General features: G+C 71.4%; 22 protein-coding genes. 3 read left to right on the forward strand and 19 right to left on the reverse strand.

The genetic code is table 11. The annotated features are described in order from the left end of the window. Positions 1-14: 14 nt before the first annotated feature. The 5 genes from IM697_RS27315 to IM697_RS27335 form a co-directional block, all read right to left on the reverse strand. Positions 15-347, reverse strand: a complete 333-nt coding sequence (locus IM697_RS27315; protein WP_194038762.1) for a transcriptional regulator — start codon at positions 345-347, stop codon at positions 15-17. Next, positions 344-850, reverse strand: coding sequence for a hypothetical protein (locus IM697_RS27320; RefSeq protein ID WP_194038763.1), 507 nt, complete (start codon positions 848-850; stop codon positions 344-346). Before IM697_RS27320 ends, IM697_RS27315 begins: the two co-directional genes overlap by 4 nt. Before the next feature lie 108 nt (positions 851-958). After that, positions 959-2,452: an SDR family NAD(P)-dependent oxidoreductase gene (locus tag IM697_RS27325; RefSeq protein ID WP_194038764.1), complete on the reverse strand. Its 1,494-nt coding sequence runs from the start codon at positions 2,450-2,452 to the stop codon at positions 959-961. A 103-nt stretch (positions 2,453-2,555) separates the two neighbouring features. Then, the gene (locus IM697_RS27330; protein ID WP_194038765.1) at positions 2,556-3,893 is read right to left on the reverse strand and encodes a wax ester/triacylglycerol synthase family O-acyltransferase; all 1,338 of its coding nucleotides are present in this window, start codon (positions 3,891-3,893) and stop codon (positions 2,556-2,558) included. A gap of 145 nt (positions 3,894-4,038) precedes the next feature. After that, the gene (locus IM697_RS27335; protein ID WP_194038766.1) at positions 4,039-6,663 is read right to left on the reverse strand and encodes a PA14 domain-containing protein; all 2,625 of its coding nucleotides are present in this window, start codon (positions 6,661-6,663) and stop codon (positions 4,039-4,041) included. Between the two features lie 239 nt (positions 6,664-6,902). Between IM697_RS27335 and IM697_RS27340 the strand changes: the two genes are divergently transcribed. Continuing rightward, positions 6,903-7,592, forward strand: coding sequence for a hypothetical protein (locus IM697_RS27340; protein WP_194038767.1), 690 nt, complete (start codon positions 6,903-6,905; stop codon positions 7,590-7,592). On the opposite strand, the gene glgC is transcribed toward IM697_RS27340, so the two are convergent. From glgC to IM697_RS27355, 3 genes are read right to left on the reverse strand one after another with little or no spacing between them, the layout of a single operon-like run. Beyond that, on the reverse strand, positions 7,589-8,809 hold the full coding sequence (glgC, locus tag IM697_RS27345; RefSeq protein ID WP_194038768.1) for a glucose-1-phosphate adenylyltransferase: 1,221 nt from the start codon (positions 8,807-8,809) through the stop codon (positions 7,589-7,591). The genes IM697_RS27340 and glgC overlap by 4 nt on opposite strands. Positions 8,810-8,860: 51 nt before the next feature. Then, positions 8,861-10,012 carry a glycogen synthase gene (glgA, locus tag IM697_RS27350; RefSeq protein WP_194038769.1) on the reverse strand — a complete coding sequence of 384 codons (1,152 nt, stop codon included), beginning with the start codon at positions 10,010-10,012 and terminating at the stop codon, positions 8,861-8,863. Positions 10,013-10,050: 38 nt separating this feature from the next. Continuing rightward, positions 10,051-10,788: a (2Fe-2S)-binding protein gene (locus IM697_RS27355; protein ID WP_228044188.1), complete on the reverse strand. Its 738-nt coding sequence runs from the start codon at positions 10,786-10,788 to the stop codon at positions 10,051-10,053. 228 nt (positions 10,789-11,016) lie between these two features. Here IM697_RS27355 and IM697_RS27360 point away from each other — a divergent pair, with 228 nt between their 5' ends. After that, positions 11,017-12,159, forward strand: a complete 1,143-nt coding sequence (locus IM697_RS27360) for a DMT family transporter (RefSeq protein ID WP_194038770.1) — start codon at positions 11,017-11,019, stop codon at positions 12,157-12,159. Here the strand turns inward: IM697_RS27360 and IM697_RS27365 are convergent. Next, positions 12,149-13,333 carry a peptidoglycan DD-metalloendopeptidase family protein gene (locus tag IM697_RS27365; RefSeq protein ID WP_194038771.1) on the reverse strand — a complete coding sequence of 395 codons (1,185 nt, stop codon included), beginning with the start codon at positions 13,331-13,333 and terminating at the stop codon, positions 12,149-12,151. The genes IM697_RS27360 and IM697_RS27365 overlap by 11 nt on opposite strands. A 292-nt stretch (positions 13,334-13,625) precedes the next feature. Between IM697_RS27365 and gndA the strand changes: the two genes are divergently transcribed. Further along, positions 13,626-15,065, forward strand: coding sequence for an NADP-dependent phosphogluconate dehydrogenase (gene gndA / locus IM697_RS27370; protein ID WP_194038772.1), 1,440 nt, complete (start codon positions 13,626-13,628; stop codon positions 15,063-15,065). A 124-nt stretch (positions 15,066-15,189) separates the two neighbouring features. On the opposite strand, the gene IM697_RS27375 is transcribed toward gndA, so the two are convergent. From IM697_RS27375 to IM697_RS27420, 10 genes are all read right to left on the reverse strand, one after another. Continuing rightward, the gene (locus IM697_RS27375) at positions 15,190-15,651 is read right to left on the reverse strand and encodes a hypothetical protein (protein ID WP_194038773.1); all 462 of its coding nucleotides are present in this window, start codon (positions 15,649-15,651) and stop codon (positions 15,190-15,192) included. Positions 15,652-15,770: 119 nt separating this feature from the next. Then, complete coding sequence (locus tag IM697_RS27380) at positions 15,771-16,229, reverse strand: SRPBCC family protein (RefSeq protein WP_194038774.1); 459 nt, start codon at positions 16,227-16,229, stop codon at positions 15,771-15,773. Between the two features lie 557 nt (positions 16,230-16,786). Then, positions 16,787-17,131: a GNAT family N-acetyltransferase gene (locus IM697_RS27385; RefSeq protein WP_194038775.1), complete on the reverse strand. Its 345-nt coding sequence runs from the start codon at positions 17,129-17,131 to the stop codon at positions 16,787-16,789. A 42-nt stretch (positions 17,132-17,173) separates the two neighbouring features. Continuing rightward, positions 17,174-17,596, reverse strand: coding sequence for an aspartate 1-decarboxylase (gene panD, locus IM697_RS27390; RefSeq protein WP_194038776.1), 423 nt, complete (start codon positions 17,594-17,596; stop codon positions 17,174-17,176). Between the two features lie 116 nt (positions 17,597-17,712). After that, positions 17,713-17,916, reverse strand: a complete 204-nt coding sequence (locus tag IM697_RS27395; protein ID WP_194038777.1) for a DUF4287 domain-containing protein — start codon at positions 17,914-17,916, stop codon at positions 17,713-17,715. A gap of 111 nt (positions 17,917-18,027) precedes the next feature. Further along, on the reverse strand, positions 18,028-19,752 hold the full coding sequence (locus tag IM697_RS27400) for a thiamine pyrophosphate-dependent enzyme (RefSeq protein ID WP_194038778.1): 1,725 nt from the start codon (positions 19,750-19,752) through the stop codon (positions 18,028-18,030). After that, positions 19,743-21,026 (reverse strand): cation:proton antiporter, encoded by a 1,284-nt coding sequence (locus IM697_RS27405; RefSeq protein WP_194038779.1) that lies wholly within the window; start codon positions 21,024-21,026, stop codon positions 19,743-19,745. Before IM697_RS27405 ends, IM697_RS27400 begins: the two co-directional genes overlap by 10 nt. Positions 21,027-21,039: 13 nt before the next feature. Then, positions 21,040-22,443, reverse strand: coding sequence for a cytochrome P450 (locus tag IM697_RS27410; RefSeq protein WP_194038780.1), 1,404 nt, complete (start codon positions 22,441-22,443; stop codon positions 21,040-21,042). Further along, complete coding sequence (locus IM697_RS27415; protein ID WP_228044189.1) at positions 22,440-23,573, reverse strand: alpha-hydroxy acid oxidase; 1,134 nt, start codon at positions 23,571-23,573, stop codon at positions 22,440-22,442. Before IM697_RS27415 ends, IM697_RS27410 begins: the two co-directional genes overlap by 4 nt. Before the next feature lie 5 nt (positions 23,574-23,578). Continuing rightward, on the reverse strand, positions 23,579-25,174 hold the full coding sequence (locus IM697_RS27420; RefSeq protein ID WP_194038781.1) for an NAD(P)-binding domain-containing protein: 1,596 nt from the start codon (positions 25,172-25,174) through the stop codon (positions 23,579-23,581). Between the last annotated feature and the right edge of the window lie 370 nt (positions 25,175-25,544).

A 25,544-nucleotide genomic window follows, 5' to 3' on the forward strand; every position in this document is an offset into this window, starting at 1 on the left:
GTGCACGTGCGTCGTCACAGTCCCGCCTCCGTGCGGGGCTGCGGCTGGGCCGCCCCGGCGCTGTCGACGATCGCCCGGAGCGCCGCCACGTGTCCCTCGAAGGCGGCGCGGCCGCGGTCCGTCAGCCGTACCTTCGTACGGCGTTTGCGGCCGCCGCCCTCCTTCTGGATCTCCAGGTATCCGGCCTCCTGCAAGGTGTGCAGCTGCTTGGAGAGCGCGGAGTCGCTGAGCGAGAGGCTGTCGCGGATGAACGCGAAGTCCGCCCATTCGGTGGCGGTGAGCAGCGCGACCACCGACAGCCGCGTGGCGGGATGGATCAGCTCGTCGAAGCCGGCCGGGGTGCTCATCGGCCCGCCCCCTCGTCGGCCGCCCGGTCGCCGCGGCCACGCACCGAGTCGGCCGCCCAGCGGTTGGCCGGGCCGAGGCAGAGGAGGTTCACGGCCACCGCGGCCGTGGCCTGGATCGGGCCGGCGTACATCGGCTCCAGTGATTCGGTCAGGTGGCTGGCCAGCACGACAGTCCCGCCGACCAGCACCCCGGCCGCGCCGAACGCGGCCCATGTCCGCCCGGTGACGCGGGAGCGGTGCAGTTGCATCCGGCTCCTGCGGCTGCTCCTCACGATCAGCGCGACCAGCAGGCCGGCGTAGGTGGCCATGAGCAGCCCGACACCCCACAGGGGCGGGTCCATGCCGATGCCGGCCAGGAACACCCACATGAGCGCGGCCATGACGAAGGTCATGCCGCGCCCGCCGGACACGGAGCGCTCGAACTCGTCGTACACGCGCTCCTGCGGCACCCGGATACGTTGCAGATCTTTCCAGGCCTGTTCGGCATCCACCGGTGTGCTCATGACATCGCCCCCAGAAGAGTTATTACTTTCCCGACAGGAAAGTTACTCCTGACTTTCCTGGCGGGCAAGTCAGAAGGCGATGTCGATATTGGTGCCGGTGTCGGGCCGCTACCACTTACCGGGCGCGTAGTCCTTCAGGAAGACCCCGTACACGTCCTCCCCCGCCTCGCCCCGCACGATCGGGTCGTAGACCCGGGCCGCACCGTCCACCAGGTCGAGCGGGGCGTGGAAGCCGGCCTCGGCCAGGCGCAGCTTGTCGTAGTGCGGACGCTCGTCCGTGATCCAGCCGGTGTCGACGGAGGTCATGAGGATGCCGTCGCTCTGGAACATCTCCTGCGCGCTGGTCCGCGTGACCATGTTCATCGCGGCCTTGGCGGCGTTGGTGTTCGGATGGCCCGCGCCCTTGTAGCCGCGGCCGAAGACGCCTTCCATCGCGGAGACGTTCACGACGTAGGCGCGCCCGCTCGTCGCCTGCTGCGCCGCCTTGGCCATGACCGGGCGCAGCGCGCTGATCAGGATGAACGGCGAGGTGTAGTTGCAGAGCTGGGTCTCGAGGAGCTCCACCGGGGAGATCTGGTCGATGGTCTGCACCCAGGTGTTGCTGTCGACGACGTCGGGGACCAGGCCGCCCGCGTCGATCGCGGTGCCGTCCAGGTGCCGCTCGACGCTGGCGTTGCCCGCGACGAGGGCGAGGTCGGCGACCTTCTGGGCGTCGAGGCCGCTGGTGCCCAGGGGCAGCGCGGCGAGGCCGTCGACCGCGCCGGAGTTGAAGGCGCCGATGACGTGGTGGGCGGGGAGTTCACCGGCGGGCAGCGGGGCGCTCTCGCCCTCGACCAGGGCGGCGTAGGCGGAGGGCAGGCGGCGCACGGTCTGCGTGGCGTTGTTGACCAGGATGTCGAGCGGGCCCGCCTCGGCGACCTGCTCGGCGAGGGCCACGGCCTGGGCCGGGTCGCGCAGGTCGATGCCGACGACCTCCAGGCGGTGCATCCAGTCCGCGGAGTCGTCCATGGCCTTGAAGCGGCGGATGGCGTCCTTGGGGAACCGCGTGGTGATCGTGGTGTGCGCGCCGTCGCGCAGCAGCCTGAGCGCGATGTACATGCCGATCTTGGCACGGCCGCCGGTGAGCAGGGCGCGCTTGCCGGTGAGGTCGGCTCGGGCGTCGCGCTTGGCGCGGTTCAGTCGGGCGCAGTCGGGACAGAGCTGGTGGTAGAAGTAGTCGACCTCGACGTACCGGGTCTTGCAGGTGTAGCAGGAGCGCGGGCGCTGGAGTATCCCCGCGACCCTGCCCTCCTCGGTGCTCGACGACGGCAGCAGGCCCTCGGTCTCGTCGTCGATGCGCTGGGCGGAGCCGGTTGCCGTGGCCTCCGTGACCGCCTTGTCGTGGGCGGTCTTCGCGGCCCGGCGCTCCTGGCGGCGGCGCTGCTTGACGGTGCGGTAGATGCCGGCGGTGGCCCGGCGCACGGCGATGGCGTCGGGGTGGTCGACCTCCAGCCGGTCGAGTTCCTCGAGCACGCTGAGGCAGACGGCCAGCCGCTCCGGGTCGATGCCGGGCCCGTACACCACCTCGTCCGTGGTCGCCGAGCCTTCCTCTGTCACCGTCATCGCGCTGCCGTTTCCCTGCTGACCGTGCGGCGCTCCGACCGCGTCCGCTTTCGAACGGGGGATTCTACGGAGCGCCGGGCCGGTCCTCCAAAACCCGCCGGGGTCAAGGAGCGCAGGCGGTGATGAGCGTCTCCACCTCCTCGGACACGGCCCTGGCCAGCACATCGAGGTCCGGTACGGCCTCGGCGTCGGCGACGAACCCGTAGTGGACGCGCCCGCGGTACGTCGAGACCGCGATCGCCAGGGACTGGCCGCGGGCCAGCGGGGCGAAGGGATAGACCTCGGTGACGGGGTGGCCGCCGAGCTTCAGGCCGATGCCGGGCAGCGGCACGCTGGTGACGAGGATGTCGAACCAGAGCCGGGCGGCCCCGCCGACCAGCGGTCCGCCGAGCCGGTGGCCGAGCGCCGGGACGTGGTCGGCGAGCAGGGCCACGGCGCCCGCGCCCCGGTTGGGTCCCGCGTCCTTGTTGCGGTCCATGGCGGTGCGGACGGCGGCCAGGCGGCGCAGCGGGTCGGGGTCGTCCACCGGGAGCCGTATCAAGTAGCCGGAGAGCCGGTTGCCCTGGGGATGCGCGGTGCGCGGTCGGCGTTTGGAGACGGGGATCAGGGCGCGGGGCGCGACGCCCTCGCTGCCGTCGCCGCGCTCGTCGAGCCAGCGGCGCAGGGCGCCCGCGACGACCGCGATCAGCACGTCGTTGACGGTGCCGCCGACGGCCTTGCGGATCACGTGCACGTCGTCGAGGTCGACGACGACCCCGGCGGTACGGCGGGTGCCGCTGGGCTCGGCGGCCAGCGCGGCGGACGAGCGCATCCCCAGGGTCGACACGGCGACGGAGGCGCCGATGTCCAGGGCCCGGCCCGCGTCGGACAGGGCGCCGCGCACCAGTCCCGGCAGCCTGCGCACATCGGGCAGGCGGCTGCGCGCGGGCTCCTCGGGGCGGGCCTTGCGGGCGGGCAGGTCCATCGGGTCCAGGACGGCGGCGGCGAGCGTCAGCGCCCGCAGCCCGTCGGCCAGGGCGTGATGGAACTTGAACAGCACCGCGAACGACACACCGTCCTCGCCGGGCAGCACATGCGCCTCCCACGGTGGCCGGCCGCGCTCCAGCGGACGCTCCATCAGCCCGCCCGCCACCGCCTGGAAGTCGGCGGTCGGGGCGTGCAGCCGGACGTGGTCGAGCGGGTCGAAGTCCGGGGCGGGCTCGCGGGTGGCGCCGCCGAAGGAGAACGGCTGGAGCAGGGCGCGTGGCTGCCAGGCGTCCCGGATGCGCATCCGCAGCCCCGGCACGGCGGCGGCGCGGGCGGCGAGCAGGTCGGCCGCGTGGGCGCCGGCGGTCGGCGAGTGCGCCGCGAAGACACCGAGGGCGCCCAGGTGCATGGGGTGTTCCGCGGACTCGATGTTCCAGAACGCCAGGTCGAGAGGTGCGAGCAGGTCAGAAGTCAATGGCTTGCCTCGCGTCGACGACGGGTGGATCAGAAGTCAATCGCCCTGAAGCGATTACGGTCAAGTACGATCAAGCTACGCACAGTTAACAGCAGATTAAGTCCCGCCCCTCGTGAAAGGGGCGGGACTCATAGTGCATATGAGGTCACTTCACCACGGGTAGCGGCACCGGGCATCCCGAGGGAGTCACCCGGGAGGCGTCACGGATCAGCGCCTCGTGAGCCGCCCTCAGCCGTGCCGCGTCCGGTTTCAGCACCGCGCGGTCGTAGGTCAGGAGCCCGTTCAGCTCCCCCTCGACGTCCGTGATCTGGGTGTACACGGCGCCGTTGCTGCCCCGGCAGACCAGGGCGCGCACCTCGTCGAGCTTGGTGAGGTAGTCGTCGGTGTAGGTCGCCGGGTCGACGTCGACGTACGACTGCTGCACCGACCAGGCGTGCCCGGGCACCGCGAGGCCGAGGCCGCCGTACTCGCCGCTGACCAGTGCCCGTTCGCCGTCGGGGCGCGGTGGCAGGGCCGGGCTCGGATAACCGTGCTCGTCCATGATGTCGCCGGCGTGGCCGTCGTCCCCGAGGTTCAGCCCCGACTGGCCGTTGACCAGCCGCGTCGGATCCCAGGCCTTCGCCTGCTCGGCGATCCGGCCGATGTCGTACTGCCCCCACCCTTCGTTGAACGTCACCCACATGACCACCGACGGGCTGCTGACGTGCTCGTCGATCATCTGCTTCATCTCGCGCTCGTACTGCGCGCGGGCCGCGGCGCTCGGATTCACCCCCGCGGTCATGGCGGGCATGTCCTGCCACACCAGCAGACCCAGCCGGTCGGCCCAGTGGAACCAGCGGTCCGGCTCGACCTTGATGTGCTTGCGCACGGCGTTGAAGCCCAGCTCCTTGTGCGCCTTCAGGTCGTACGCGAGAGCCTCGTCGGTCGGCGCCGTGTGCAGACCGTCCGGCCAGAAGCCCTGGTCCAGGGTGGCCATCATGAAGATCGGCGCTCCGTTGAGGACCGTGCGCGGGACCCCGTCGATCTTCTCGACGGCGATGGAGCGCATGCCGAAGTAGCTGCCGACGCGATCGGCGCCGACTCTCACCTTGAGGTCGTACAGGAACGGGTCGTCCGGCGACCACAGGTGCGCGTCCGGGAGGGCGAGCGTCAGCGGCTGCCCGGTGCGGCCGCTCGCGGTCGCCACCTTGCGCCGTCCGTCGTACGCCGTCGCCGTGACGGGTACGCCGTCGCGCACGCCCTGTGGCTCGACGGTGAGCGTGCCCGCCTCGACGTCCGGGGTGAGCTTGAGTCCGGCCACGTGGTCGGGGGCGACCGGCTCCATCCACACCGTCTGCCAGATGCCGGAGGACGGGGTGTACCAGATGCCGCTCGGGTCCAGGCGCTGCTTGCCGAGCGGGGGGTTCTCGCCATCGGCCGCGTCGGTCGGGTCGTACACGCCGACGATCAGCTCCTGGGTGCGGCCGGGCTCGAGCGCATCGGTGATGTCGGCGCTGAACTTGTCGTAGCCGCCGGTGTGCTCGGTGACCTTGGTGCCGTTGACGAACACCTCGGTCCGCCAGTCGACGGCCCCGAAGTTGAGCTTGAGGCGCTTGCCGGAGCCGATGCGCCAGTCCGCCGGCACCGTGAAGGTGCGGCGGTACCACATGCGGTCCTCGTGGCGCTGCAGGCCGGAGAGCTGGGACTCGACCGGGTACGGGACGAGGATCCGCTCGGCGAGGTCCTTGCCGACCGGGGGCCGCTCGCCCTCCTCGGCCGCCGCGAACTGCCAGCGGCCGTTGAGGTTGCGCCAGGCGCTCCGGGTGAGCTGCGGACGCGGGTACTCGGGGTGGGCGTTGCCGGGGCCCACCTCGTCGGCCCACTTCGTGCGCAGCTCGTGGGTGGAGCGGTTGGGGCAACCGCTCACGAAGGCCTTGGCAACGTTGCCGTCGGCGTCGGTGAGGCCGCCTTCGCCGTCGTAGCGGACGTCGGCCGTGCCGCGTGCCGTGCCGGTCTTGTTGCCGACGACGGGCTCCTTCAGCGCGACGAGGAGGGCCTTGGAGTCGGCCGGGTCGACCTTGGCGGACCCGAGGGGCCACGCGGCGCCGCCGATGACCGCCTTCAGGTGGCCGGTGACGCCGGCCGGGGGTGCGGCGAGGGTGCGGGCGAAGTCGAGCTTGAGGGTGCGGCCGTCTCCGAGGACCGTGGTCGCGATCGCCCCGTCGTAGTCGTAGCCGTCGGGAAGGCGGAACGCGGACTGCGGGACCGGCTCCTTGGTGCCGCCGGGCTCGGTCCAGCGCAGGTGGAGATTGGAGCCGCCGTAGTGCTCGAAGTACTCGACCTTGATGTCGTAGGCGGTGCCGGCCGTCAACTCGACGGGGGCCGCGGTCTGTTCGCGGCCCCAGTCGTCGACCCAGTGGTCGATGGCGAGCTCTCCGTCGATCCAGAGGCGGAAGCCGTTGTCGCCGATGATCGAGAAGGTGTGGGCGCCGGTCCGCTCCGGCACGACCCTTCCGGTCCAGCGGACGCTGACGTCGTCCGAACGGCCGGTGGTGAAGGCCAGGCGCGGCTCCAGGTCGTCGAAGTCGAGGCCGGGGTCGAGGGCGGTCGCCTTGAGCTCGTGGAAGTCGAAGGCGCCGGGGGCGGACTGGGTGTAGTACTCGCCTTTCAGTCCGTGGATCTCCACGGGGTCGTCGGCCGCGGCGGGGGCGGGTGTCGCGGTCAGGCCCGCGAGGCCGAGAGCCCCGGCGAGGAGGAGCACGAGTCGGTTTCTGAGCCGTCGTGTGTGCACAGAGCCTCCATAACAACGTTGTCATGGACAGTAGTTGGCATGACAGCACGGAATCGACCACTCGTCCAGGAACATGACAAGTCAGCGCCGGACTTCGACTTCGTCAATTTGCGGTACCGAACAGACAATTGACGGTTCATCAGTTGCGATATCAAGTACAACTTTGCGAGTTCTTGGTGTAGCTCGGCCGTCGATTACGTGAGCCTCGTGGGCACCACGCACAACGAGAGGCAACAATCATGACGAGGAACCGCGCACTGCGGTACGGCGGCCGCACCCTGGTGCTGGGCGCGACGGCGTTCGGGATGGTCGCGGCGGCCGTGCCCGCCGTGGCCGAGGAGCAGCCCACCGCGGAGCAGATCGTGGCCGACTGCGCCTCCGGAGAAGGCAAGTGCAGCTTCAACTCCCCGGAGATCGGCCGGGCTTACCTCGGCGCACCGCGTCAGGTCTCGGACCTGCTCTACAACTGCACCACCTCGCCCGCCTCCCAGTCGATGACGTGGTCCGACACCGTGGGCTCCGCCCACTCGGTCGGAGGCTCGGTCACGGTCGGTGGGGGCATCGAAGGAATCATCACCGCCAGTGTGACCGCGACGTACAACTACACATGGCAGAGCTCGCACACGGAGACGAGTTCCTTCACCGTGAACATCCGGCCGGGAGAGGTGGGCTGGGTCTCCCGCTCGCAGGTGATGCAGCGGATATCCGGGACGTGGCAGACCCACTACGACGACCCCAAGTGGGACCACTACTACTGGTTCGTCCCCGATGTGATCACCGGCCCCGCCCCGAACGGCACCGACGGCATGCACAGCGCGGTCGTGGTCAAGTCCCGCAAGATGACGGCCGACGAGAAGAAGCTCTGTTCCACCGCCTCCACCCGGAACAAGGTCTTCACCCGCCACCCGCGCGAGCAGAACACCCCCTAGGGCACCCGCTGCCCCTTCCCCAGCGCGATCACCCCGCCCTTGGAGACGGTGTACAGCTCCGCGTCCCGCTCCGGGTTGACGCCGATCGTCGCGCCCGGGGGCACCTCGACGTTCTTGTCGAGCACCGCGCCCCGCACCACCGCGCCCCGCCCGATCCGCACGTTGTCGTGCAGCACCGCCCCCTGCACCACCGCCCCCGGGTCGACCACCACCCCCGGCGAGAGCACCGACCGCGTGACCTGCCCCCGGATCAGGCAGCCGGCGCTGATGATGGACTCGCTGGCCATGCCGCCCGCGTTGAAGCGGGCCGGGGAGAGCTGGTTGGAGTGGGTGTAGATGGGCCAGCTGGTGTTGTAGAGGTTGAAGGCGGGACGCTCGGCGATCAGATCCATGTGGGCGTCGTAGTACGCGTCCAGGGTGCCCACGTCCCGCCAGTAGCCCCGGTCCCGGTTGGTCTCGCCGGGGACGTGGTTGGCGCTGAAGTCGTAGAGCTGGGCCTCGCCCCGCTCGGTGAGCTGGGGCAGCAGCGAACCGCCCATGTCGTGCACGGAGTTCTCGTCCTCGGCGTCCCGCTGGAGCGCCTCGATGAGGACCTTGGTGGTGAAGATGTAGTTGCCCATCGAGGCGAAGACGGTCTCCGGGTCGTCGGGCAGACCGGGCGGGTCGGTGGGCTTCTCCAGGAAGCGCTCCACGGTCAGGCCGTCCGAGCCGGGGCTGATGACGCCGAAGGAGGAGGACTCGACACGCGGGACGCGTATGCCCGCCACCGTCACGCCGGCGCCGCTCTCGATGTGCTGGGCGAGCATCTGACGCGGGTCCATGCGGTACACGTGATCGGCGCCGAACACCGCGACGTACTCGGGGCGCTCGTCGTGGATCAGGTTCAGGGACTGCAGGATCGCGTCCGCGCTGCCGAGGTACCAGCGGGGTCCGAGCCGCTGCTGGGCCGGGACCGGGGTGACGTAGTTGCCGAGCAGGCTGGACATGCGCCACGTCGTGGTGATGTGCCGGTCCAGGGAGTGCGACTTGTACTGCGTGAGGACGCAGATGCGCAGGATGTCGCCGTTGACGAGGTTGGAGAGGACGAAATCGACCAGGCGATACGTTCCTCCGAAGGTGACCGCGGGTTTCGCGCGGTCCGTGGTCAGGGGCATCAGGCGTTTGCCTTCCCCGCCCGCCAGTACGATTCCGAGCACCGAAGGTCCGCCACGACGCATGGCCGCTCCCCTCACCGTGGTTGATCCCAGCCTGCCCCTGAGCAGCGCGCGCTAAGCCTGTTTGAGGATCTCCCGGTACAGCCGGACCGTCCGCCGCGCCACGGCGTCCCAGCCGAACTCCCCCACCGCGCGCTCCCGTCCGGCCTCGCCCATCCGGCGGGCGGTCTCCGGGTCGCCGATCACCGAGTCCAGCGCCCGCGCGAGGCCCGGCTCGAAGTCGTCGTCGAGCGGGACGAGCAGGCCCGTCTTGCCGTCGTCGACGACCTCGGGGATCCCGCCCACCTGCGAGGCCACCACGGGAGTACCGCAGGCCATCGCCTCCAGGTTGACGATGCCGAGGGGTTCGTACACCGAGGGACAGACGAACACGGCCGCGTGCGTGAGGAGTTGGATCACCTCGGGCCGCGGCAGCATCTGCGGGATCCAGTGCACGCCCTCGCGGATCCGGCTCAGCTCCTGGTAGAGGTCGCGGAACTCCTGGTCGATCTCCGGGGTGTCGGGCGCACCGGCGCACAGCACTACCTGCGCGGCCGGGTCGATGTCCCGCACGGCGCGCAGCAGATGGGGCACGCCCTTCTGGCGGGTGATACGGCCGACGAACAGCACGTACGGGCGGTCGGCGTCGAGGCCGAAGCGGGCCAGGACGTCGGTGCGGTGGTCCGGCCGGTACAGGGCGGTGTCGATGCCGTTGTGCACGACGTGGACGCGGGCCGGGTCCAGTGACGGATAGCAGCCGAGGATGTCCTCGCGCATGGCGCCGGACACGGCGATCACCGCGTCGGCGGACTCGATCGCGGTGCGCTCGGCCCAGCTGGACAGGGCGTAGCCGCCGCCGAGTTGCTCGGCCTTCCAGGGGCGCAGGGGCTCCAGGGAGTGGGCGGTCATCACATGCGGGATGCCGTACTGGAGCTTGCCGAGGTGGCCGGCGAGGTTGGCGTACCAGGTGTGGGAGTGGACGATTTCGCGGCCTTCGAGGCCCGCGGCCATGGCGAGGTCCACCGAGAAGGTGCGCAGCGCGTCGTTGGCGGTGTCCAGCGCGGACCAGGGGCGGTGACGCACGACGCCCACCGCGCGGCCCTCGCCCCAGCAGTGCACCTCCAGATCGACGAGGTCCCGCAACTCCCGGGCGAGGAACTCGACATGGACACCCGCGCCGCCGTACACGTCCGGCGGGTACTCCCGGGTCAGCAGTCCCACTCGCACCCGGAACCCCCTGTCTCAGCGGCTGGTTGCCTTCATGGTCACTCAGATGGGGCGCGTGGGGAAGAGCGCGGGGCTCGTGTGAAGCAACAGTCACCGCATAGGCCGCCGCCCGGCACCCGGTAGTAGAGGCAGCAGCTGCGGCGCCGGAAGGCGGTTCCGGTGAGGGTGCCGGTGCCGGCGAGCAGCGGGTGGGCGAAGAGCTCCGCGGTCAGGGCGTGGGCGTGTGCCGCGGCGTCCGTACGGCCGTGGGCGCGCGCCCACTGGACGAGTTGGCGGGCCGCGCCGGCGAGAGCGGATCCCGCGTTGCCCCACAGCAGTCCGGCGGCGACGCGGTGGCGGGCGTTCAGGGCGGCGGCCAGCGGTTCGAGGTGGCCGTGCAGGACGGCGTCCGCGACGGTGGCCGGATCCGCGGGCAGCGGGCGCACCTCGGCGAGCCACAGGTCGTCGGGGGCGCTGCCGTCGGGGTCCCAGTGCAGCAGGCGCGCGTCGAGGTCCGGGAGGTGGCCGTACAGGGCGGCGCAGCCGAGGGCCACCGACCACAGCCGGGCGGCCAGGCCCTGCTGGGCCACGGAGGCGGCGATCCGCGATTCGGGGGCGCGCAGGGTGTCCGCGACCTTGCGAACCCGGAACGTCAGGGGATCCGCGCGCCCCGCCGGTACCGGATTGCCGTACGCCCGCGCCAGGGTCGGAAGTGACTGAAGAGCTTCCCCTGCCGTGCGTAGGACGAAGAAGCCGCCGAGCGGCCGCAGCACGGCGAGATCAGGGTCGAGGTCCACGAACAGCAGTAGTAGCAGGGCCTGTCGGGACGTTCCCCTGAGGGTGTCCGCCTCGGGTCACCCGCCTGAGGGATGACCTCGGCGTCGTCGTACTCCATCGGCAGTACGACACAGTGCGTGCTCTGGTACGACGACGGGAAGAGGTTTCCGAGGCATCGTGTTGATTGTGAAAGCCGACCGTTCGCCGCGCCGGGGTGACCGCCCCCGCCTCTCGCAGAGGAGCAGCTCATGAGCGCCCTCGCGTTGTCCGTGCTCCTGTCGCTCGTCTCCGCGGTCGCCTACGCGGGCGGGGCGATCGTGCAGGAGCGTGTCGCGGTGTCCTCCCCGGGGCAGCAGTTCGCGCCGATGCGTCGGCCGGGCTGGTGGGCGGCGGTCGCGCTGAACGGTCTCGGGGGTCTGCTGCACGTGGTGGCGCTGGCCTTCGGTCCGCTGAGCCTGGTGCAGCCGCTGGGCGCCCTGACGATCGTGTTCGCGCTGCCGATGGCGGCGCTGTTCGTGGGCCGCAAGGCCGGGTCGACGGCCTGGCGCGGCGCCATCATGGCGACCGTGGGCCTCGCCGGGCTGCTGTCCCTGGTCGGCGCCTCCGAGTCGCAGTCGCTGGGCACCGCCGAGCGGGCGGCCGTGGCGCTGGTGACGGGCGGCATCGTCGTGACGCTGATGGTCGCGGGCCGGGCGGCCCACCGGCATCCGGCGGTGCGCAGCATGCTGCTCGCGACCGGCTCCGGCATAGCCTTCGGCATGTCCTCGGTGTTCACCAAGATCGTCGCGGTCGACTGGGACGGCGGGGTGTCGGCGGCCGACCTGCCCGCCCTGGCCACCATCGGCGTCTTCGCCACCGCGGGACTGCTGCTGTCCCAGGCCGCCTACCGGGGTGCGGGACTCGCGGCGCCACTGGCCACGCTGACGGTCGTGAACCCGGTGGTGGCGGCCGCGGTCGGCATCACGATGTTCGGCGAAACCTTCCGGTACGGCACGACCGGCACGATGCTCGCCCTGAGCTGCGGTGTGGTGGCGGCGGGCGGCCTGATCCTGCTGACGACGGAGCGGATCGCGCGTACGGAGGCGGCGCTCCCCGAGGCGGTGCCGGCCGACGGGGCCCCGGTCGGGACGGCCCTGGACACGATGCCCGCGGCGGAGCTGCTCGGCGGCGTGCCGGAGCAGGTCGGGGCGGGGCGGCACGAGGACATCGTCGTACCGGACGGGATCGAGGGGATCCTCATCCCGGCCCCGGCGGCGCAGGGGGCGTACGAGGATCCGCGGCCACCGCGTCCCGAGCACCACGGGCTCCCGAACCTCTACGGCCCCTTCTACGGCGGTCCGTACGTCCCGTTACCGGTCCTCGACCGGCACCGTACGCGCGTCAAATCCTGACGCCGCCCGCCCGGAGGTAGGCCACCGGGTCGATGTCGGAACCGAAACCGGGCCCCGTCCGCACCTCGAAGTGCAGATGCGGGCCCGTGCTGTTGCCCGTGGACCCGGACCGGCCGATGCGCTGGCCGGCGCCCACCGACTGGCCGTCCTTCACGGAGATCGCCGAGAGATGGGCGTACTGGCTGTAGCGGCCGTCGGCGTGCCGGATCACCACCTGGTAGCCGAAGGAGCCCTCCCACCCGGCGCTCACGACCCGCCCGGCGCCGACGGCCTTCACGGAGGTGCCGGTCGGCACGGCGAAGTCGACGCCGGTGTGGTAGCCCCTCGACCACAGGGCGCCGGCCTTGCGGTACGGCGTTCCGGTGGACGCGCTGACGGGGGCGACCATTGAGCGGCTGCTCGTCGTGGCCTGCTCGTCCCGGTCCCGGGAGGTCTTCTTGGGGGTGGATTTCGGCGTGGATTTCGGGGTGGCTTTGGGGGTGGTTTTGGGGGTGGACGCCGGTTCGGTCGTCGTGGCGGCCTTGCCGCGCAGTGCGAGCCGCTGACCCGGCAGGATCAGGTCGGGGTCGGCCCCGATGGCCTTGCGGTTCGCGGCGTACAGGCCGCGCCAACCGCCCCTGACCTCCTGTGACTCGGCGATCCCGGAGAGGGTGTCGCCGCGGACCACGGTGTACATCTCGGCGGTTCCCGCCCTTGACTGGGGCGTGGTCTGCGGCTGGACGTCCTGGACGGAGGTCTTCGGGGTCTTCGGGGTCTTCTTGGGGGTGCCGGCCGGCTGGACGGCGGGGGTGTCCCCACCCCGGGTCAGCCCGGCCCGTACCGAGCACACCGGCCAGGCGCCGGGCCCCTGCCCGTCCAGCACCTTCTCCGCCACGGCGATCTGCTGGTCCTTGGTGGCCAGATCCGCGCGCGCCGCGTACCGCGAACCGCCGTACGCCTCCCATGTCGACTGGGCGAACTGCAGTCCGCCGTAGAAGCCGTTGCCGGTGTTGACGTGCCACCTGTTGGTCGACTCGCACGCGGCGACCTTGTTCCAGGTGTCCAGGTCGGCCCCGTGCGCGACGCCGGTGCCCATGAGCGGGAGCGCCATTCCGGCGCCGCCCGCGGTGACGGTGAGTGAGGCGCGGTTGATCCTGTTCGGCTGGTACCGGCGGTGCCGGCCGCGTACGGCCATGAAGGAGCCCCCCATTGACATGCGTCAGGAGGGGCAAAAGTAAGCGCTGCGAACAGGCCATGACAAGACGGCAAATCAGCCGCTCGTTCACGCCAAGTGGCGCGGAACCGGCGCACGTTGTCCGGCAGCCGGGACGGCTGAGTGCGCCGGGGCGTTTCGTGCGTATGTGCCTGCGACATCGCGCCACCCCGGATGTGCGCTCGGAGTACCGGCACGTCAGGATGGACGATGGGGCAACACTGGCGGGCATGACCGGCACCGCTGATATATCGAGGTCACTAGGAGCCAACGCATGAGCACTTCGGCGCAGATCGGCGTCACGGGTCTCGCGGTCATGGGCCGCAACCTCGCCCGGAACTTCGCCCGCAACGGCTACACGGTCGCGGTGCACAACCGGACGCCGGCGCGTACGCGCGCGCTGGTGGAGGAGTTCGGCGGCGAGGGCGAGTTCATCGCGGCCGAGACCGCCAAGGAGTTCGTGGCGGCGCTGGAGCGGCCGCGCCGGCTGGTGATCATGGTGAAGGCCGGGGACCCGACCGATGCGGTGATCCAGGAGTTCGCGCCGCTGCTCGAGCCCGGCGACATGATCATCGACGGTGGCAACGCGCACTTCGCCGACACCCGGCGCCGCGAGCGGGACCTGCGCGAGCAGGGCATCCACTTCGTCGGCATGGGCGTCTCCGGCGGCGAGGAGGGCGCGCTGCACGGGCCGAGCATCATGCCCGGCGGCCCCAAGGAGTCGTACGACTCCCTCGGCCCGATGCTGGAGAAGGTCTCCGCGAAGGCGGCGGACGGCGCCCCCTGCGTGACGCATGTGGGTCCGGACGGCGCCGGGCACTTCGTGAAGATGGTCCACAACGGCATCGAGTACGCCGACATGCAGCTCATCGGGGAGGCGTACCAGCTGCTGCGCGATGTCGCCGGGTACCAGCCCGCCCAGATCGCGGAGATCTTCCGCACCTGGAACCGGGGCCGCCTGGACTCCTACCTGATCGAGATCACCGCCGAGGTGCTGTCGCACGTGGACGCGGCGACGGGCAAGCCGTTCGTGGACGTGGTGGTCGACCAGGCCGAGCAGAAGGGCACGGGACGCTGGACCGTGCAGATCGCGCTGGACCTGGGCGTGCCGGTGTCCGGGATCGCGGAGGCGGTCTTCGCCCGCTCCCTGTCGGGGCACGCGGCACTGCGCGAGGCCTCGCGCGGGCTGGCCGGTCCGAAGGCGACGCCGCTGAGCGAGTCGGAGGCGGCGGCCTTCGCCGACCGGGTCGAGCAGGCGCTGTACGCGTCGAAGATCGTGTCGTACACGCAGGGCTTCCACGAGATCGACGCGGCGCGCGCCGAGTACGACTGGGACATCGACCTGGGAGCCGTCTCGGCCATCTGGCGCGGCGGCTGCATCATCCGCGCGGCGTTCCTGGACCGGATCCGTGCCGCGTACGACGCCCGGGCCGACCTGCCGAGCCTGCTGTCGGACGACACGTTCGCGCAGGAGATCGCCGCCGCGCAGGACGACTGGCGCGAGGTGCTGATCGCGGCGACCCGTCAGGGCGTGCCCACGCCGGGCTTCGCGGCGGCTCTCGCGTACTACGACGCCCTGCGCGCCGAGCGTCTGCCGGCCGCGCTCACCCAGGGCCAGCGGGACTTCTTCGGCGCCCACACCTACCGGCGGACCGACCGGGACGGGTCGTTCCACACGCTGTGGGGCGGGGACCGCTCGGAGGTCTCGGCCTGAGGGCTGTGCCCCCTGTGTCGCTGTATCTGAAGGTCAGAAGGCCTGAAAGTCAGAAGGTCTGAAGGACTGAAAGGGGCCGTCGCCCGGAGAGGGTGACGGCCCCGGCCCGTGGCGTGCCCGGCGATCAGCCGGCGTACACCCGGCCCTCCTTCACGACGTAGTGCGCCGGCTCGGAGCAGCCGATGGACGGCGTGACCAGAAGGCTCACCGTCAGCGGCGCGGGCTCGGTGCTCGCGGTGCTGAACTCGCACACAGCGCCCTTGCCCGTGAGCGGGTACCAGAACCACCCCTCGACCTCGCCCACGGTGACCCGGTCGGACTCCTTCCAGACGCCGCCGCTGTGCGTGTAGACCTGCAGCCGGACGGAGGCGGCGTACTCGTCCCGCGTCGACCGGAGCGCGGTCAGCGTGATCTTGTAGTCGCTCCCGAGGACGGACGAGGCGATCCGCTGCTTCTGCGGTGCCGCGGCGGTGGCGTTGGAGGTTCCGGCGCCCGCGGCGCCGAGGGCGCCGGCCATCAGGAGCGTGACGGACGCGAGGGCGGCGCGGGTGGTGCGGTTGCGGTGACGTTTGCCGGTCAGGTTCATGTGTTCCCCCGTTGAACCGAGTTGTACCGAAGGGTCTGAATTGGTTCGTACGGTGGTGAAGACCGGTCACCCGGCCTCAGGGTTGTACGCCGAGAGACCCCGGGACCGCGAGCGGCACCTCAGCGCGGAGCGATCGCTGCTTCGGCCGCCGTCCTGATCCTCGCGCCGAACGCGTCGGCGTCCTTGCGGGCGGCGACGAGGGCGAGGCCGACGAGGAGTCTGCCGAGGCCGTGGCCTTCGAGGACGTTGAAGATACGGACCCGGGTCCTGCCGTCGGCCAGCGGCTCGAGATCGTAGCCGCCCTCGCTGACCGTCACGCTGTTCTTCGACACCTCGGCCCACCGGATCCTCGACGGGGCCGTGAGGTCGGTGATGCGGAACTCCCTGGCCGTCTTCATCCCGGCGTCCTTGACCGTGCTGCGGAAGACCGTGCCCACGGTGGTCGGGGCGTCGGGGACCCGCTCGATCTTCAGTACACGGGGGCTGAACTGCGGATCGTTGCGTCCGTCGGCAAGGTAGGCGAACACCTCCTCGACAGGTCGATCGACCTCGGCCGTCGCTTCGAACCGTCCTGACATGAGCACTCCCCAATCGTCCGAGCCTCAGCCGTGCCCTCCGGAGGTGAGGAGTGCCGGGAGGGCGCACGGGAGCGGGACTGTCGCCGGGTGTCCGGGGATGGTCCCGCTGTCCGCCGTGCGGCCATGGGGCTCAGGTGAGCGGCGGCCCGGGCTCGGGGTTCGGCACCGGCTCCGGTCCCGGCGGGATCGGGGACGGGGAGGGCTCCGGGGGCGGGGATGGCGGTGGTGGCGGCCCCGGAGGTGACGGTGGAGGCGGTCCCGGCGTGGGCGGGGGTCCCGGAGGCGGGCCCGGAGTGGGGGGCGGCTCGGGAGCCGGTGGAGGTTCCGGGGGCGGGACCGGGTGTGGCTCGGGGTGCTGGGGCTCCGGGCCCGGGGATGGACCCGGAGGGGCGGGGTCCGGATACGGGTTCGTCATGGTGTCCTCCAGCCAGTCCGTGGCGTCGGCTCTGGACTACTCCCCCACGTACCCGACGGCCGCGCGGCCAGTCACTCAGCCGCGTCAACGCGGGCGGCCAAGTGGGCCTGTCCGCGACGCCGTCGGCTAAGACACGGCGTCGTCAGAAGCGCTCGGGGTGCTGCCGCAGCCAGTCCTTCGCCGCCTCCAGCAGTTCCGGGTCGGCCGCCGGGGCCTCGTCGGGGTGGCGTTCGGCCCACTTCACGACGTACGGGCACAGCGGCGCGACGACGACTCCCTCGCGCGCCGCCATGCCGTACAGCTCGCGTGCCAGGGAGCCCGCGATGCCCTGCCCCTCATGGGCCGGTTCCACGATGGTGTGGACGGGGACGAGGGCGCGCGCCGGGGATTCGAGGACGAAGTACTCGATGCGGCCGGTGACTTCGTCGCCCTGCAGGGCCTCCAGTCGGCCCGCCGCCCGGTCGTCGCGGATCTCGATGTCGCTCATGGCACGCTCCTGGTCCGTCTCGGCGTATGACGACGAGTGCGCTCAGGCCACCGGCACGGCCTGCGGGCTGCGCTCCTGGTCGGAGCCCGGCACCGGCTCGGACGGGTCGGCGCCGAGGGCCACGATCCGGTTGGCGCCGTCCACGTGCACGACCCGCGGCCGGTACTCCCGCGCCTCGGCGTCGGTCATCTGAGCGTAGCTGATGATGATCACGAGGTCGCCGGGGTGGACGAGATGGGCGGCGGCACCGTTGATCCCGATGACCCCCGAGCCACGCTCGCCCTCGATGACGTACGTCTCCAGGCGGGCGCCGTTGGTGATGTCGACGATGTGGACGAGTTCGCCGGGCAGCAGGTCGGCGGCGTCGAGCAGATCCGCGTCGATGGTCACCGATCCCACGTAGTGCAGGTCGGCCTGGGTGACCGTGGCGCGATGAATCTTGGACTTGAACATGGCACGCAGCATTCGCAACTCCCTGAATTCGCTCCCTGCCCGCTTTCGCAGGTCAAAGGCTGTTCGCTCAGCCTAACGGCCCGCTCTCCGGCTGACGCCGGCCACTCGTCGAGATCCCCGTCACGTCATCAGGCCTCCGCGAGGGTGTGCGCGACGAGAGCGTTGGCGTGGCCGTGGCCCAGCCCGTGCTCTGCCTTGAGCCAGTTCACGAGCTCCATGTGCTTGGTCAGGGGCGAGGAGCGGATCAGGTCCTTCCACTCCGCTATCGGGCGGCCGTACTTCTTCTCGATGGACGGGAAGTAGCTGGCAGGTCCCTTGACGGCGTCAGTCATGTCGGCGGTTTCCATCCGGTTGCGGAGCGGTGTGGTCACCACCTATGACCGGCGGGCGCTGCTGAAGTCATCGGCCATCAGCCGGCGCGTCGGCATCTCCGGGCTGGCAGGTCAGTCCCGCACCGAACCGGGTGAGCCCCCGAGGAGCAGTGGCCACACGCTGGGCATCTCGGCCACCGGTACCTCGATCAGTGACGGTCCCGGTTCGCCGAGGCACTCCTTGAGGGCTCCGGCGAGCCGTGCCGGGGTCTCGGCCCGGACGGCGGGGACCGAGAACGACTCCGCGAGGCGTACGAAGTCGGGGCTGGTCAGGTCGCTGCCGATGAAGCGGCCCTCGAACTCGTCCGCCTGGATGCGCCGGACGTTGCCGTAGGCGTTGTCGTTGAAGACCACCGCGGTCACGCCGATGCCGTACTTGCGGGCGGTCGCCAGTTCCTGCATGTTCCAGCAGAATCCGCCGTCCCCGTTGAGGGAGACGACCGCCCGGTCCGGGTTGCCGACCTTGACGCCCAGGGCCGACGGGTAGCCGTAGCCCAGGGTGCCCTGGTACCCGGGCGTGAGGAACGTTCCCGGGTGGTGTACGGGGTAGCCGACGGCGGCCAGATAGCCCACCTGGGTCAGTTCGTTGACCAGGAAGCCGTCGTCGGGGATCGCCTCGCGCAGAGCCTGGACGTACGACCACTGCGGTTCGACGCTCTCGACCTTCCGTGCGCACCAGGCGCGCACCTCGGCCAGTTCGGCGGGCTGCCATCCGGTCTCCGGCCTGGGCCGGGCGGAGGCCAGTACGGCACGCAGGTCCTCCAGTGCCGTGCGGGCGTCGGCGCACAGGGTGAGCCCGGCGGGTCGGGGCGGGCCCAGATCGGCCGGGTCCGCGTTGATCAGGGCGACGGCCGCTCCGGGCGCGGTCGGCGGTGCCGTGCCGCGTGGGGACACGAAGCGGCTGCCCACGACCAGCACCGCGTCCGCCGCCGGCAGCAGGCGCGGCGCCGCGAGGCTGGTGAAGGCGAGCCCGTGCCGCGCGGGAACGGCGCCGCCCGCGTTGCGGCTCATGACGACCGGGGCGGCCAGTTCCTCGGCCAGGGCGGTCAGGGCGGCGCCGGCCCGCGAGGCGAGCACACCGCCGCCGGCGTAGAGCAAAGGCCGGCGGGCCTCTCGCAGCACGGCGGCGATCTTCGCGAGGACGTCCGTCTCCGGTGCCGTGGAAGGGTCGGCATCCGGTCCCGTGAACCCGTCGGTACGGCCCTCCGCGCCGGGCCGGTCCTCCTCCCCGCCCCGCCCGCCCCGCCCGGCGGGCGCCGGCTCCGTTTCCGCCCGGGCGGTCAGCACATCCGCCGGGATCGTCAGGGCCACCGGCCTCGGGCGGCCGGACCGCGACCGCCGCACCGCCTCGTGCACCAGACCGGGGATCCGGTCGGGGGCCCCGGCTCGCGCCGACCATTTGGTGACCGAGGCCAGGACGCCGTCCTGGTCGGGCAGTTCGTGCAGCATGCCCAGGCCGCGGCCGGCCAGCGGAGACGGGATGTCGGCCGCCACGCACAGCATCGGCGACGAGCAGGCGTACCCGGTGGCCACCGCGGGCAGGGCGTTGAGCACACCGGGTCCGGGGACCACCAGGCAGACGCCGGGGCGCCCGGTGGTGCGGGCGTACGCCTCCGCCATATGGGCCGCGCCCTGCTCGTGCCGGGCCGCGACGTACTCGATCGAGCCCCCGGCGCCGCCGGCTCGGGCCAGCGCGTCCAGCACGTGGTCGAGCTGGACGCCCGGCACGCCGAAGACATGGCGGACGCCCTCCCGCTCCAGCTGGCCGACCAGCGCCTGCGCCCCGCTCAGCTCCATGTCGCCACCGTCTTCTCGTCCTCGTCCTGACGTATGTCGGAAGTCGGGCGCCTCCTGGCGTCCCGGCGGTCCAGCCGGCTCAGTACCGGAACGGTCATGACCGTGGTGACCAGGGCGACGAGGACGAGCGCGGCGAACAGTTCCTCGCTGACGATGCCGGCCGCCAGCCCGACGTTGAGCGCGATCAGCTGCATCAGCCCGCGGGCGTTCATCAGGGCGCCGACCCGGACGGCCACGGAGCCGGGTTCGCCGCGCAGCCGGGCGGCGGCCCAGCAGCCGCCGAACTTGCCGATCACGGCCAGGACGACGGCGGCCGCCCCGAACGCCATCACGGACGGGTCGGAGAACACGTCGAACCGGGTGTTGAGGCCGGAGTAGGTGAAGAACATCGGGACGAACACCACCTGGGTCACGGACTGGGTGGTCCGCACCAGCCGTTCGGACACCTCGCCGCGCGGCATGGCCATCCCCACGCAGAACGCCCCGAACACGGCGTACAGGTCGATGATGTCGGTGAACCAGGCGGCGCAGAACAGCACGGCGACGGTGAACATCAGCCGGGTGTCATCGCCGAGGCCCGGCCGGTTCACGATCCAGGCCAGCAGGCGGCGTCCCAGCAGGAACAGGACGGCCACGAACAGCAGGGAGCCGCCGGCCGCGGTCAGGACGGGCCCCGCCTGGCCGGAGGCCACGCTCAGCACCCCGGCGAGCATGATCCAGGCGACGGCGTCGTCGGTGGCCCCGGAAGCGAGGGAGAGGGAGCCGAACCGGGAGCCGGACAGGCCGCGTTCGGTGATGATGCGGGCCAGCATCGGGAAGGCGGTGATGGCCAGGGAGACACCGACGAACGCCGCCGTCACCCAGACCGAGACCCCGTCGACGAAGATGTCGACATGGCCGTGGGCCACGAGGGTCAGTCCCATGCCCAGCGCCAGCGGGATCGCCACGCCGGCCGAGGAGACCGCGACGGCGGTGCCGGCCAGTCCGCGCCCGGCATGCGCCCGGAACTCGTATCCGGCGGCGAACATCAGGGTCACCAGACCGATCTGTCCGGCCACGTACAGCACCGGCTTCAGCTCCGGCGGGAAGACCTCGGCGGACAGCCCCGGGGCGATCAGTCCGAACAGCGAGGGGCCCAGCAGCACACCGGCGATCATCTCGCCGACCACGGGCGGCTGGCCGAAGCGGCCCGCCACCAGCACGACCAGACGGCAGGTCAGCAGAATGACGACGACGGCCAGGAAGAAGGCGGGAGCGAGCTCCACGGGAGTCATGGTCTCGGCCCTCTCAACGGCCGGCCGCGACAGAGGTGGTGGAGCCGCCGGAAGAGGCGGCGAAGTAGTTCCGGCACAGCCCCTGGCGCCGGGCGTCCCACACCATGTAGCTGCCGAGGACGAGCTGCGTGAGGCTGCGCGGGACCGCGGCCCAGCGATCGGCGAGGCGCATCACCGCGAGCCGGGTGCGTCGGCGGGGCGGGCTCCCGTCCGCCGCGTCGCCGCGCGGGACGAGCAGGCAGGGGCCGCGGCTGGGCAGCGACCGGGTGTGCCGGGCCGTGGAGTCCAGCCGGAAGCGGCGCAGCGTCTCCTCGGCGGCGACCCGCATGGTGAGGACGGCGAAACCGCGGGCCGGGCAGGGCCGGTTGGCGGTCACCCCGAACGGGATGGACGCCGCGGGCCTGGTGTCCGGGGACAGCCACCGGTCCGGGTCGAACCGCTCGCCGCCGGCCGGGCCGGACCCTTGGTATTCGGGGTAGTTGAACAGCAGGACCGAGCCGGCCGGGATGGGGTCCCGCCCCGGCCTGGGGATGTCCCCGGAGGTGATCCGGTGGGCGACCCCGAACAGCGGGAAGTGCTGCAGCGTCTCGTTGATGACCCGGTCCAGGAAGCCCGGGTCCGCCTCGCCGGCCAGCAGGCGGTCCTGCACCGGCCGGTGTGTGGCGAGGGCCAGCAGCAGATGGGCCATCGCCTCCGACATCTGCACCACGGCGGTGTTGAAGAACGTGCCCTGCAGGTAGTACGCCTGCTCCTGCCGGGAGAGCGAGGACGGCAGCGGCACGGGCGGCGGGTCGTCCGCCAGCCGGGCCAGCAGGTGCTCCGTGAGCCGGGCCCGCCGGTCCATGTGCCTGAGGCTGGTGCACTTCAGGGCGCTGACCACGTCGTCGGCATTGCCGGTGATCAGGTCCCGGACGTGGCGCGGGCACGGTTCGCGGAAGACCACCTCGTAGTAGACCTCGGCCCAGACGGGCATCATCAGGTCGCGCAGCCTGACCCGGTGCACCTGTGCCCGGTCGGGGATTTCGTCGAGCACCCGCCGGGTGCAGCGGCCGACCAGCTCCGTCCACTGCTCCCGCGACAGCCCGGCCAGGATCTGCCGGGTGGTCCTGGCCACGTCGTCGTAGCGGGGGCCGGGCTCCAGGTGCTCCTGGTGCACCTCCGGGCCGGGCGACAGCCAGTACCAGAACAGGTCGGACAGCGCGGCACCCCGGCTGCGGCCGTTGGCCGCCGGATGCCCGTACACCTCCTTGAACTCCTCGGCGGGCACCTCCCGGCCGGGCGCCTTGACGCCCTCCTCGCCGCCCACCCAGGCGAAGATGCGCACGCGCAGAGCGATCACGAGCCCGGGCAGCCAGTACGGCAGTCCGGCCACCAGGGGCACGGCCGCGCCGGCGATCAGCCATCCGGTGGGCGTCACTCGATCACCCCGCCGAACCGGTTGTCCGCCCCCGGAGCCACGGCGGGACCCGGCGTCGGCCCCCAAGTGGGCACGCGGACCAGCTCGGGCGTCAGGTCGGCGAGCCTGGACGCCCCGCACAGGGCCAGGGTGTCGTCGAGCTCGTCGCGCAGCAGCTCCAGCAGCCGCCGTACGCCGTCCTCGCCGCCCTCGGCCAGCGCCCACATCACGGGCCGGCCGATGCCCACCGCGGACGCGCCGAGCGCCAGCGCCTTGACCGCGTCGGTGCCGCGCCGGACGCCGCCGTCCAGGATGACCGGGATGCGGCCCGCCACCGCGGCGACGAACTCGGGCAGCAGCTCCAACGTGGCGGGCACGGTGTCGAGTTGGCGACCGCCGTGGTTGGACAGCAGCAGCCCGTCGACGCCGTGCCGGACCGCGAGCCTGGCGTCCTCGGGGTGCAGCACGCCCTTGAGCACGATGGGCAGCGAGGTGGTGCGGCGCAGCCAGTCGATGTGCTGCCAGTTCAGCTCGGGTGACATGGCGATCTGCCGTACGTGCCCGCGCTCGCCGTCGCGCAGGTCCACCAGGTTCTCGCAGCGCAGTCCGGGCGGCAGGTCGTGGAAGCCGTTGCGCCGGTTGCGCTCGCCCGCGCCCAGCACCGGGGAGTCCACGGTGACCACCAGGGCGCTGCATCCGGCGTCGGTGGCCCGCCGTATCAGCGTCTCGGTGATCTCCCGGTCGGGCTGGATGTAGAGCTGGAACCACAGCTGTGCGTCGGCGCCCATCGCGCGGACCGCGTCGGCGATGTCACCCACCGCCACCGTGGACGCCATGGACACGATCATGATCGCGCCTGCGGCGGCAGCGGCACGGGCGGTGGCCAACTCCCCTTCCGGATCGACCAGTTTGTGGAAGGCGGTCGGGGACAACAGGATGGGCATGCTCGCCCGGCTGCCGAGCAGGGCGATGTCCAACTCCCGTACGGCACTCCCCCGCAGCACCCGCGGCAGCAACTGCAGGCGCCCGAACGCCGCCTCATTGGCCCGTACGGTGATCTCGTCGCGTGCCCCGCCGGCGATGAAGTCGGCGTGGACGGGGTCCAGTTTCGCGCGGGCGGCGGTCTCGAAGTCGTGGACGGTCAGCATCATGGCCGTCACCGCCGCACGGCGCTCGGCTGGAGGTCCAGCTCGTGGGCGAAGAACCGGGCGAGCGGGGCGCGATGGACCTCCGGGTGGTCCCACTCGTTCTCCAGGTTCTCGGCCATGTGATGCGTGCCCAGCGGCTCACCGGCCCGGAAGTGGCGGATCACCGGGTGCAGATAGGCGGCGTCGAAAGCGTCGTCGACCGAGTTCTGGGCGGTGCGGCGCACCGTGATGTCGAAGGGGTCGACCTTGTCGTGGTCGGGCCCGTACTCCAGGGTGACGGTGAAGTACTCGGCGCCGTCGGTGAGTTGGCTCTCGTGGGCGTACGCGACCGGGACCTCCTCGTGGTAGCGGGCCGGTTCGCCGGGTGCCGTGACGATCAGGTCCCCGAGGACGCCGAACTGCTGCCAGAGCGCCGAGCTGCGGTTGACCCTGGCCACCACGGCGTCCGCCAGCGCGGAGGGGGACGTGTCCAGCGGCTCGTGCGGCCAGGGCCGGTCGTGGTGGCGTTCGTCGAGGATGCGGCTCAGGGCGCGTACGGCGTAGCGGAAGCCGTGGATGAAGCCGCCGGTGGACTTCTTGAAGTCACGCTGCTGCATCAGGGTGCCGGCGAAGTACAGACCGGGCACGTTCACCGACTCGTACGCCGGGGTGAGGGCGGCGAAGCGGTCGTCGATGACCAGTTCGGGCCGGCAGTCCGGGGCGAAGACCGAGGCGTCGAAGCGGAAGCCGGTGCACACGATGACCCGGTCGTAGCGCAGTTCCTTCACCACCTCGTCGGCCCTGGAGAAACTGAAGCGGACGCGGTAGCCGGTTCCGTCGGGGTCCTTGTCGATGGCCAGTACGTGGCCGTCCAGCAGGGCGTTCTGGGACTTGAGCTGGTAGGTGTCGAGGAAGTTGTTGTTGACGGCGCGCAGATGGCCGACGTAGTGGCTGTTCCAGGCCATCCGTATGGAGTGCGGCCCGGCCACATGGATCACCGCCGCGGTCTCGACGAGGTTGTCCGCGGTCTCCAGGGCGGAGTTGCCCTTGCCGAGGATCAGGACGCGTTGGTCGGTGAAGTCCTCGGGGTCCACCGACACGACCGAGTAGTCCTCGGCGGTCTCGATACCGGGAATCTCCGGGGTGTTGGGCCGGGTCAGGCCGGTGGCCATCACCAGTCGGCGCGCGTGATGCTCCTGCCCGTGCTGATCGGTGACGACGAAGCCGCCGTCGGCGCCGCGCCGGATCCGCTCCGCCCGGGTGTCGTACGCGATGTCCAGCTTGAACGCCTCGGCGAAGTCGGCGAGATAGCGCACCAGGTCGTCGGCGTGCGGGAAGTAGCGCTTGCTGTAGCGGGTGAACAGCAGCCGGTCGTCCGGGGACAGCAGGGAGTTCCAGTCCATTCGGAGGTTCAGCTCGGGATCGTCGGTGCCGTTGTGCACCTTGTTGATGGAGATCAGCTTGCGGTGGCGGGGGAAGGTACGGAAGAAGGTGCCCGCTGCCGGGCCGCTCTCCAGGATCCGGTATCCGCGGCCGGCCGCCTGGAGTAACTGCCCGAGCTGGAGCCCGGCGGGGCCGCCGCCGACCACGAGGTAGTCGAGCGGCTCGCTCTGCGTGGAGTCCATGGAACTCTCCTTCTGTTCCAGGCGAGGACATGCCTGAAGACGGGTGGGGGGTGAGACGGGGAGGGCCCGGTACGCAGCCTGAAGTGCGATCCGCGTCGGCGGACGGGGAGGAACAGCGGGCGTCCGAAGATGGACCCGCAGGCCGGCATCAGCCCACGCGGGTCAGCCGGCCGTGCGGACGGGCCGTGCTTCGCGGCCAGGGTGAGCAGTTCGGGATTCGTTCGCAGGTGCAGCCAGGGATGGTGCAGTGCGTTCCGGCAGGGGCATGACAGACCCTTCCATCGGATTTCCCGTTGAAATCTCAAGGAGCACGGTAGTAACGGGCGGCGCGCAGGGGCAACCACGCCTCGGGGATGACAGGAATTCGACA

Source organism: Streptomyces ferrugineus, assembly GCF_015160855.1.
GTDB classification, from domain to species: Bacteria; Actinomycetota; Actinomycetes; order Streptomycetales; family Streptomycetaceae; genus Streptomyces; species Streptomyces ferrugineus.